Origin of the sequence: Streptomyces sp. NPDC059866 (assembly GCF_042731325.1) — a bacterium.
Taxonomy (GTDB): Bacteria; Actinomycetota; Actinomycetes; order Streptomycetales; family Streptomycetaceae; genus Streptomyces; species Streptomyces flavusporus.
This window is the reverse complement of record NZ_JBHWJT010000092.1, coordinates 1-9,161: the sequence shown is the minus strand read 5'-3', so window position 1 is coordinate 9,161 and position 9,161 is coordinate 1. Positions and strand designations below refer to the sequence as shown.

The 9,161-nt window shown below is 66.9% G+C and carries 6 protein-coding genes and 2 pseudogenes; 1 reads left to right on the top strand and 7 read right to left on the bottom strand.

Features of this window, described 5'->3' with window-relative positions; translation table 11 throughout:
* Positions 1-115: 115 nt before the first annotated feature.
* Positions 116-1,216, bottom strand: coding sequence for a hypothetical protein (locus ACFV7R_RS46225; protein ID WP_385276592.1), 1,101 nt, complete (start codon positions 1,214-1,216; stop codon positions 116-118).
* 375 nt (positions 1,217-1,591) lie between these two features.
* Positions 1,592-1,720, bottom strand: a complete 129-nt coding sequence (locus tag ACFV7R_RS46220; protein ID WP_385276589.1) for a hypothetical protein — start codon at positions 1,718-1,720, stop codon at positions 1,592-1,594.
* Between the two features lie 135 nt (positions 1,721-1,855).
* Between ACFV7R_RS46220 and ACFV7R_RS46215 the strand changes: the two genes are divergently transcribed.
* On the top strand, positions 1,856-2,389 hold the full coding sequence (locus ACFV7R_RS46215) for a hypothetical protein (RefSeq protein WP_385276586.1): 534 nt from the start codon (positions 1,856-1,858) through the stop codon (positions 2,387-2,389).
* Here ACFV7R_RS46215 and ACFV7R_RS46210 read toward each other — a convergent pair.
* From ACFV7R_RS46210 to ACFV7R_RS46190, 5 genes and pseudogenes are all read right to left on the bottom strand, one after another.
* A pseudogene (locus tag ACFV7R_RS46210) lies at positions 2,337-2,471 on the bottom strand (IS5/IS1182 family transposase); the annotation flags it as partial. The gene ACFV7R_RS46215 and the pseudogene ACFV7R_RS46210 sit on opposite strands and share 53 nt — an antisense overlap.
* 634 nt (positions 2,472-3,105) lie before the next feature.
* Positions 3,106-3,735 carry an IS5 family transposase gene (locus ACFV7R_RS46205; protein ID WP_385276583.1) on the bottom strand — a complete coding sequence of 210 codons (630 nt, stop codon included), beginning with the start codon at positions 3,733-3,735 and terminating at the stop codon, positions 3,106-3,108.
* Between the two features lie 14 nt (positions 3,736-3,749).
* On the bottom strand, positions 3,750-5,369 hold the full coding sequence (locus ACFV7R_RS46200; RefSeq protein WP_385276580.1) for an IS4 family transposase: 1,620 nt from the start codon (positions 5,367-5,369) through the stop codon (positions 3,750-3,752).
* Positions 5,370-6,058: 689 nt separating this feature from the next.
* Complete coding sequence (locus tag ACFV7R_RS46195) at positions 6,059-7,588, bottom strand: cellulase family glycosylhydrolase (RefSeq protein ID WP_385276577.1); 1,530 nt, start codon at positions 7,586-7,588, stop codon at positions 6,059-6,061.
* Positions 7,589-8,000: 412 nt separating this feature from the next.
* Positions 8,001-8,844: pseudogene (locus tag ACFV7R_RS46190) on the bottom strand (hypothetical protein); the annotation flags it as partial.
* Positions 8,845-9,161: the final 317 nt, after the last annotated feature.

Here is a 9,161-nt window from a genome sequence, read left to right as displayed (position 1 = left end):
CTCGCCCTCGTCACGGCCCGGCCGTGCCCGTAACACCATGACCCAGCACCCGCCCCCGAGCACCCGCAACCACCCCGCTACCAGCAGCTATACCCGCTGAAAGCGGAATCCAGCACTAGAGCCAGACCTCGTGCTCATTGCGGTAATGCGGCCAGGGCTGTCCGACCTGCCGTGCGGCAAGCACGTGTTTCATCCCTGCGATCCACGAACCGGGCTGGACGAGTTCGATCATGTAGCGGTCCAGTTCGGAGCGGCCCATTTGCAACGTCCACCCCGGTGCCATGGTGAGAGCTCCCGCCGGTAGGCCGCGCAGTTGTTCCCGCTGGTGGATCTCCATCACGACCTGGCCGGGCTTGAGGCTCGTCTTCCCTGGTGGGAGGACCCAGTGGGCGTCCAGGCCAGCGACCTGGAGCAGACGGGCCAGCGCAGGTCCAGAGGTCTCTACGATCACCGAGGCGTAGTCGCCGATCAGCCGAGCGCAAGCGACGGGATGCAGGGGGTAGTTCGCCCACGGCACCCGCAGCGGATCCCGGGCCGTACTTTCCAGGCTGGTGAAGTGGACGTTGTGCTCGTCTCGGCCCGCCGCGATGCCAGCGCTCTCCAGCGCGGTATTCACAGCCTGCTGGAGGCGTTCGTTGAACTGCGGAGAGGGCAGCCCCTGCTGGATACAGCCGAGTTGGTCAACAACGTAGAGGGCCCGGCTACCGGGCACCGCAGTGGCGTGGCAGCCCTCGGTCGCTGCTCGATCAAGAGCTGCGCGCAGTACATCGAGGTGGGTGCGTAGTGGCAGGTCCAGGTCATGAAGCGTCTCCGACGCCCTCTCCCCTGGTAGAGGGCCGGCTTCCAACACTGCGGCCCTGGCCTGGTTGATCCGCCGGATCTGGGCACTCTTGCGAGCCTTCGGATTGGTCTTGATCTCTTCGGTGCGGGGAGGACGGACACGGTCCCACACCGTGACGTCGCCGATGCGCAGGCAGTTGGTCAAGTCATGCAGGAGGGCGAAGGCGCCATTCTCCTTGAAAGCCCTCTCGACGCGATCGAGCTCCGCCAGCAACCCGGTTTTGCCGTACATCGGGCCCGGCGGGTCGTTGCGGGACAGGGCGAGGATGTACGGGCGGTGGAAGTTGAAGGCCCGCCAGGCCAACGCATCTCCAACGGAACGCAGTTGGCGAACCAGCCGGTCACACACGTCGTGCTCGAACCGCCAAGTCTCCACGTCACCGAGGCCGCGGCCCGACTGCGGCTCGGGGGCCTCTGGCTGAGGCGACTTACCCTTACGCACCCGCTCTGCGGCACGCTTGAGCTCCTTACGGTCCTTCTCCGCCTCCAGCAGCCGGGTGAGCAGATCCCGCTGGAAGGCGACGCCGGCCTCCTCCGTCGTGCAGTCCCGCAGCTGCTGGATAAGCGTGGCCAGACAGGCTGCATGTCCTGGTGCCGCGGGTGCGCCAGCATGTCGTCGGAGTCGTAGTAGTCGGCGTCGAACAGTCCCATGCCCGCAAGTGTGGCGATCAGCTGGACGTCCTGTAACTGCTTTTCAGGGATACCGACGATGCGCTGCACGGGTGTGATGCAGGTTTGGGTGAGGGTTCGGTCACGCTACCTGGAGGGCCGGTGCGGTCATGACAGTCTCGAATTCGATGGGGATCACCCGATCGTGCAGCAGACCCTTCTGATAGATGAAGAGCCGGGAGACATCGGCGTTGAGCTGATGCGGTTTCACGGTGCGCGCATGTATGTGATAAGCCGTATCTCAACCGAACGTGATCGCTTGATTCTTGCTGGTCAGGCATGGTCTAGCTCGGAATGAGGGAGGCATCCGGCGTCTTGTTTCTGCTCCATGAGCGAGGGGTGCGCGATGGCGTCGGTGCTGGGGATGCTGGAGCAGCGGGAGGTGGCGGCCCGTGTGCGTGTGGAAGGGCTGCGGGAGGAAGTCGCCCGGCTGGCTGGGGCGTTGGAGGCCGCGGAGATCGAGCTGGACCGGCGGGTGATCGCGCGGGAAGAGCTGGTCGAGGCCCTGGCCGCCTCGGCTGCCGAGACCACCGCCGTGACCGGGGTCGAGGCGGAGCAGGAAACCGCGCCCTCGCCCGCGCCGGTGCCGGGCTCGATCGTGCCGCCCTGGCGGGACGGGCTGCCGGTGACGGTGCTGGCGCCGGACTACCAGCGGATCCTGGGCGTGCTCGACGAGCGGCAGCCGGCGGGCCGAGGACCGCTGAAGGCCAAAGAGATCACGGTGGAGCTGGGCCTTGGGACGGCGTCGGCGAAGGTCGAGGGGGTGCGCTCGAAGGCCAGGCGCCTGGCGGAGCGCGGGTGGCTCGTGCAGGAGACGTCGGGGATGTTCAGCGCCGGCCGGCGGCCCGTGCCCGCGCCAGACGCCGCCCCATCCGCGTGACCATCGACCACCGGATCATCGCCTCGCTGCTGGCTGGCAACGTCTCGTAGTCCCGGGCCAGTCGGCGCGAATGCATCAACCACGCGGTTGGGTCGGCCGCGCGGCGAGGTGTCTGCCGAGGCAGGTCCTGTTCCGCGCGGCCTCCCGCCGAACCGGACATGATGGTTTCCCGATCATCCGGCTCTCCAGTGACTACAGCGTGAGCGATTCAGGCTGCTCGCGCAGGACACACAACACCGTTGCGGCGATCTGCATTTCGCATACCTCCCGGGTCTGGTGTGTCCGAGTCACCTGGCCCCCTTCGCCCGATGTGGACGGCTTTCCCGTCCTCCCTGGCCGGTCGTTACTCCGGCGACTACTACGGGGCCTCCGTCGCCGTAGGACTCGCGTCCCGTAGGCGATCCCACGTTCGTCTCTGCTGTACGTTCTAGCGCGAGTTAGGCGTCCCACTCATCTCCTTGAATGCCCTCGCTGGGCATCGCTCCGCACCCCGGAGGTGCACGGGGGCACGATCGAACCCCGTGCAGGGTGCAGCGCCGGTTTCAGTTGTCCTTCCGGCGGATGGGAACTTGCATCTGCTGGAGATTGGGCTTCAAACAATCCAGTCTTCGCCATATCGCGCGGGCCTCCCAGCACACCGTCTCTGACAACTGAGCCCGGTTGCTGGTTTGCTGACATGCTGTTGTCCCCTTCACCTTTCGGATCCAGGTAAGTCATCAGGCCCAGGAACCTCCTTCCGAGTTCCTCCCGGCTGAGCCGGGGATACAAACAGAGCGCCTCGTGGCGCACAACGTGCGCTCTACTACCCAGCGCCTCGGCAGCACCACGAACCCCTCTATGTCGTCGGTGCGCTTGACGACCTGAAGGGTGAGTGCGAGTTTCTGCCGGCACCAGTCGGCCAGGCCGCCGGTGTAACCGCCGTCGGCCCAGACCAGGCAGATGTCACGGTGCAGGCGGCGCAGCCGCCGCAGCAGGCCCACCGCAACATCCCGGTCCCCGACGTTCGCGGCGGTCACCGCAACGACCAGCAGCAGACCGAGGCAGTCGGTCACGATGTGCCGTTTGCGGCCGCCCACCTTCTTCCCGCCGTCCCAGCCGCGTGAGACGGACGGCACCGAGGCCGCGGCCTTCACCGACTGCGCGTCGATGATCCCGGCCGTCGGCTCCGCCTCACGGCCTTCGCGCTCACGCACCCGTCCGCGCAGCCGGTCGTGGAACTCGGTGATCAGCCCGTGCTCGCGCCAGCGGCGGAAAAAGGCGTAAACCCGGCCCCAAGCAGGGAAGTCCGCGGGCATCGCCCGCCAGGAGATCCCGCCCGCGACCAGGTAACGGATCGCGTCCAGCATCCAATGCCGCGAAGTTAAGGATTCGGTGGTGGCGTCAAGGCGTCAGGGAGGGTGATCTTGTAGGTGTTCGGCGCGGTGCGGATGAGTCGGCCGTTGCGGGCCCAGTAGCAGAGTTGCGCGGTGACGCTGCTGAGGGGGCGCTCCGAGGTGGGAAGCCCGAGATGCCTCGCGATGTCCCGGGTGTGCATGGCCTGATTGGAGTTCGCGGCCAAGAGCTGGCAGACCTGGCCCCAGCGGCCGGAGAGGGCCCGGCTCGGGTCCTGCGTGCTGGGCAGGGCTGGTGGGTGCACGGTGATCTCGATGGCGGTGATCGGGGTGCTGTCGCGTGGACGCCCGTTGCGGTTCCAGATGTTGTAGCGGGAGGTTCCGCACTTGACGATGCGGGCGGACAGTCGCATCCGGCGCCCGGGAAGCAGCGCGTGCAGGACGCGGGCGCCGATGTGTCCCACCAGGTCGGAACGGCTGCTCGGCCCTGGGGCCGCGGTCGTTGCGACTAGGCTGACCACTGTGTCGCGGGCGGCTTCCAGAGCGACGGTGAAGCCGGCTCGGTCGGGATCGCAGCCGGGCATTGTCTCCACCGCGGTCACCATGACCGAGCGCAGGGCCTGGTAGAGGGTGAGTAGTCCCCACATCTCCTGGTTGAGACCCACCGAGTCCTTCGAACGGAGAACTCGGCCTTTGAGCAGGGTGTGACGGAGCGCCAGGTAGGTGATCTCGATCTCCCAGCGCTCGTGGTAGAGACGCACCAGGTGGTCGGCGGGATCGGTGCGGTGGTCGTTGAGCGTGGTCAGCAGGCGGTAGGTCCCGCCGAAGTCGCCGCCGTCAGCGGTGCGGGAGTGGATCTCGGCCTCGATCACCCGCAGCGGGAGACCACCGATCCGGGTCAGGTAGGAGCCGTCGGGCAGCAGCGCCAGCACCGGTGGTCGTCGGGCGCTGGTGGCGCGAATCAAGAACTGCGCCCCCTGAGCTGCGATGTCTGCGAGCAGTTCGTTGCTGTCAAAGGCGCGGTCCGCCAAGAGAAGCATGTCCGAGGTCAGGTGGCCGACCAGGTCGTGGGCGTAGTCGGTCTCGCCCTTGGAGGCGGGACCGAAAACCGCTGCGATCAGGCCGCGGGTGCCTGTTTCGCACAGGGTCATGAGCATCAGCCGGGGGTAGCCGGTTGGGCCGTAGCGGCGTTCGGTGCGGCCGAGCCAGGACCGGTTGCGCTCGTGGTCGGGGACGGACACGCTCCCGCAGCCGTCGAAGGCGACCGTGCGCCAGCGGCGGTAGCGCACTCCAGGCGTGGACGGCTGGGCCAGCGGGCCGGCCAGCACGTCGAACAGCCGCTTGAGCGGCGCCACCCCGACCCGCCGACGCAGATCGCGAAGTGCCTTCTCCGAGGGCTGCGGCACCCGGGCGGCCAGTCCGGCTGCGAGTTTGCCCCACACCAGCCCGGCGCCCAGATTCCCGAACAGCCCAAGCGCGAGCACGAAGTACACCCCGACGCGAGAGGGAAGGCTCCGAAGTCGTCGCTCGCGCGCCCCGGTCTCGTCCAGTACCGCATCGACCAACTCGGTTGGGATGACCTGGGTTAACTCACCGATGTGACCGGGCGCGAACACGTCACCGGTTCCGCCCGTGACAAAGTGGGCCACTGAGCCTCTGCTTTCTCAGGAAGATCTTGGTCGATCCCCTGGATAGCAGAGGCCCCTCCCGTACCCCGCCCGCCCTTGACACCGTCGCCCAGCACTTAACTTCGTGGCATTGGTCCAGCATCTGGCGGTGGCAGTAGCCCTCGGGCTGTCCGCCCCGCCCCTGAAGCCAGGCCGGCACCGGCAGCAACGGCCGGATGGCCGCCCATTCCGCGTCCGACATGTCCGAGGGATACCGGCGTTCCCGGTCCGAATGGTCGGCCGCGTTGCCGTACACATGCGCGAGGCAATCACACGATGGAGCAGCCGAGTTGAACTGAACCGGCTCGGACGCGTACAACAACGACACCAGGGCCTCCCGGCACTGCTCGGTTAGATTCGCATCCCCGAGCTACCGAGAGGCCCTGTCTTCATGCGCGTACAACGGGAAGATCACCCCGGCGGGAAACCTGTTCGACCCGCACGTTCCATGATCGGTTGAGATACGGCTTATCAACATATACCGAACAACCCCAGCCCACACCCCCACCCCACGACCCGAACCATCCCGCCCTCCCTCTCAACCGACCAGCAACACCCCAGCTCAACAACCACCCCACACACCAACTAGCCCCCCTCCGAGCGTCACCGGAGGCCTGTTTTTGGCCTCCGGCGGCGTCGGTGCGCGTGGTGTCGTTCGGGGCGGTGCGTGTTCAGGTCGTGGGGAAGGAGTCCGCGGTGCGGATCCGGTCACGGATCCAGACGCCGGCAGGCTTGAGTGAAGCGGTGCCGGTCCAGGGGCCGTTGCTGTTGCAGGTGCCGGTCTTGAATACGGCTCCGGTGCGTTCGTCGTCGGAGAAGTTCCAGTTGACCCAGCTGATCTTCTTGGCGGCCATCAGGTCGAGGTACTGCTGGCTGCGGGTGAAGTTGTTCGGACCGTCACCGGAGGCTTCCTGGGTGCCGAACTCGGTGACGAAGATCGGGATGCGGTCCGACGCCCGGTTGAGCGCGTCCAGGTACTCCTGGCCGTGCGAGGCCGCGTAGAAGTGGAACGTGTACATGATGTTGGTCGCCTGGACTGGGTTGTTGATGATGTCGCTCTCGTTGCGGCCGTCGGAGATTCCGAGGGAGCCCCAGCCGTGGGTGCCGATGAGAATCGGGGTGACGGGGTCCTGTGCGCGGATGACGGGGATGAGCTGCTCGGCGTAGAACTTGATCTGCGACCAGCTGACGCCGTTGGGTTCGTTGGCGATGTCGTACAGCAGGTTGGTCTTGCCGCGGTGACGCTGTGCGATCTCGGTGAAGAACGTCTTGGCGTGGGACAGGTTGTAGTTGGGGTCGCCGGGCGTGAGCTGGTGCCAGTCAACGAGGGCGTACATGCCGCGGTCCGTGGCCATTTCGATGAGCTGGTGCACCCGATCGGTGAACATCCTCGGGTTGGTCTCGTAGCCGCCCTCCTGGACATAGAGGGAGATGCGCAGTACGTCGGAGTTCCAGTCGGTGGCGAGCGCGTCCAGGGAGCCGTTGGTCAGGCAGTGGCTGTACCACTGGAGGCCGTGGCTGCTCATGCCGCGTAGCTGGATCGGGTTGCCGTACTGGTTGCACAACTTGACACCGCACACCTTGAGCCGGCCGTTGATCGCGGCGGGGGTGGTGCCCGGCGGTGTCTCGCCTCCGCTGCTCTGGGTGGTGGCGGTGACGGCGTTGGAGGCCGGTGAGATGTTGCCCGCCGCGTCGCGGGCGCGGGCGGTGAAGGTGTACGCCGTGCTCGCCGACAGGCTGCCGACGGTGTGCGAGGTACCGCTCGTCGTGGCGACCTGGGTGCCGTCGCGGTACAGCAGGTAGTCGGTCACGCCCACGTTGTCGGTGGCGGCGTTCCAGGCCAGGGACACGCTGGAGGATGTGGTGCCGGTGGTGCGCAGGCTGGTCGGGGTGGAGGGAGCGGTCGTGTCGCTGCCGCCGCTGCTGTCACCCAGCAGCTTCCACAGGGCGGGCGTGTTGGGCGGCTCCCAGCCGGTCAGGGATGTGTGGCTCTGTAGGCATTCGTAGTCCTTGCCGCCATAGGACACTCGTGTGCCCACGGTGTACGAGGTGTTCGGCTGCCATTGCGGGTAGGCGGAGATCTGAACGCTTGCCGCGGGGGCGGGCGCGGGCATGACGGCGAGTGCGGGGGAAGGGGCGAGGCCGAAGCCGAGCGCGGCAAACAGGGTGCTGGCGAGCAGAGTTGACAGGGGTCTGCGCATGACGTCCTCTCGGTGGGTGTCAACTGACGGTGATCTTGTCGGCGTTGGGTCCGCCGTTGGCGGTCGTGGCGGTGGCACGGATCCTGTTGGGGCCGGCGGTCAGGGGCACGGTGAGCGTGGCCATTGCCCAGGAGGACCAGGCGCCGGTGGGGTTGAAGGGGTGGGCGGCGGAGACGGCCGTACCGTTGACGGTCATGTCCATGGGGCGGTTGAGGGTGGTGCCGTTGGCGTAGCGCAGGGCCAGACTGGCGGGGCCCGCGGTGCTCGCTGGGACGGTCCATTCGACGAACGAGCCGCTGACGTTGTCGTAGTTCACGAAGCCGGTCCCGGAGAAGCCGGTGTGGTTGGACTCGACGACGCCCTGCGAGATGAAAGCGTCCTCCGCCTGGTAGTCGACCGCGGCAGGGCCGTCGACCAGTTGGTAGCCGCGCATGTTCCGCAGCAGCAGGTAGCAGTCCTGCAGCGAACCGGAAGTATCGCCGAGCGAGCGGTAGATGCCCCACTTGGGCCGCACCCGGTCGAGCAGAAAGGTGTCGACACCGGTCTTGGTCCCGTCGACGAGCGTGGTGCCGTCCTTGCGGAGAATCCACCGCACATTGCCCGCGGTCCCGTCACCGATCTTCATCTGGAAGTCGACGTCGACCCAGGAGTCGTGCAGCGGGACGAGATCGGTCCGGCCGACCAGGATGTCCGCCTCGAACAGTTTCAGTTCGATGGTCTGCACCCCGTTCACCCGGCGCAGCGACATCACGGTGATCGGTGAGCTGCCAGTGCCCGGCTGCTTGGTCTGCATGATGTGCGTGAAGGACGTGGTCGCCTTCAGCGAGCTCGGGATGTACATCTGATACGTCGTGCGCCATGTCTCGCCCGGGAGCCAGCGCAGATACGAACTGCCCGACGTAAGCATGCCGGTCACTTCCTGGCGCTGACGGTCCGCGGACGTATCCCGGTCGACCATGTGCATGTTGAACCTGAAGGCGTCGCCCACCGGGTAGATGTGCAGTTGGCCCGCGGTGTGGGAGTCAGCTCGGTCGTCCTCGATGGTCTCGAACGCGCCGAGACCGGCATTCGACGGGGAGGGCGACCAGCGCAGCGCCCAGGAGGCCGGCGAGCGTTGCGGCCGTAGCGGTGCCGGACGGCAGCCGCAGGGACGCGGGGAGGGCGGCCGCGGCAAGACCGCCGACGGCCGCGCCGAGCAGCCCACGGCGGGAGGTTCCGGTGCGGTGGGCGTGAGAGCGGGGGTGCGTAGGTGGCATCAGAGGGCTCCTCGCTTTGAGGGTGGAGCTGACGTGCCTGATCGGGGCGCCGGACGGGGAGCACGACTGTTAGGAAAGTTTCCTTACATCTACCGTGAGAGTAGGTTCCTGACGGAACACGGTCAATAGAAGTTCGCGGGTTGGCCGTGTCGGCACCCGGATTCGTTCCGCGGCAGTCACCGAGGCCCGCGTGGGCGCGGATTCCCGGACGCGCCCCAACATCCTCCGGTCGTAGGCCCGTCCCTTCGATGATCAGCGGAATGCCTTAGCTTGTCGTTTAACCCGCTGCTGTCGAACGCGTCTCGTACGCGTTAGAC

What these genes read in the sequence shown, in the direction of transcription:
- ACFV7R_RS46215 (WP_385276586.1), top strand. Translation starts at nt 1,856, where the DNA reads ATGGCGTCGGTGCTGGGGATGCTGGAGCAGCGGGAGGTGGCGGCCCGT.
- ACFV7R_RS46205 (WP_385276583.1), bottom strand. Translation starts at nt 3,735, where the DNA reads ATGCTGGACGCGATCCGTTACCTGGTCGCGGGCGGGATCTCCTGGCGG.
- ACFV7R_RS46195 (WP_385276577.1), bottom strand. Translation starts at nt 7,588, where the DNA reads ATGCGCAGACCCCTGTCAACTCTGCTCGCCAGCACCCTGTTTGCCGCG.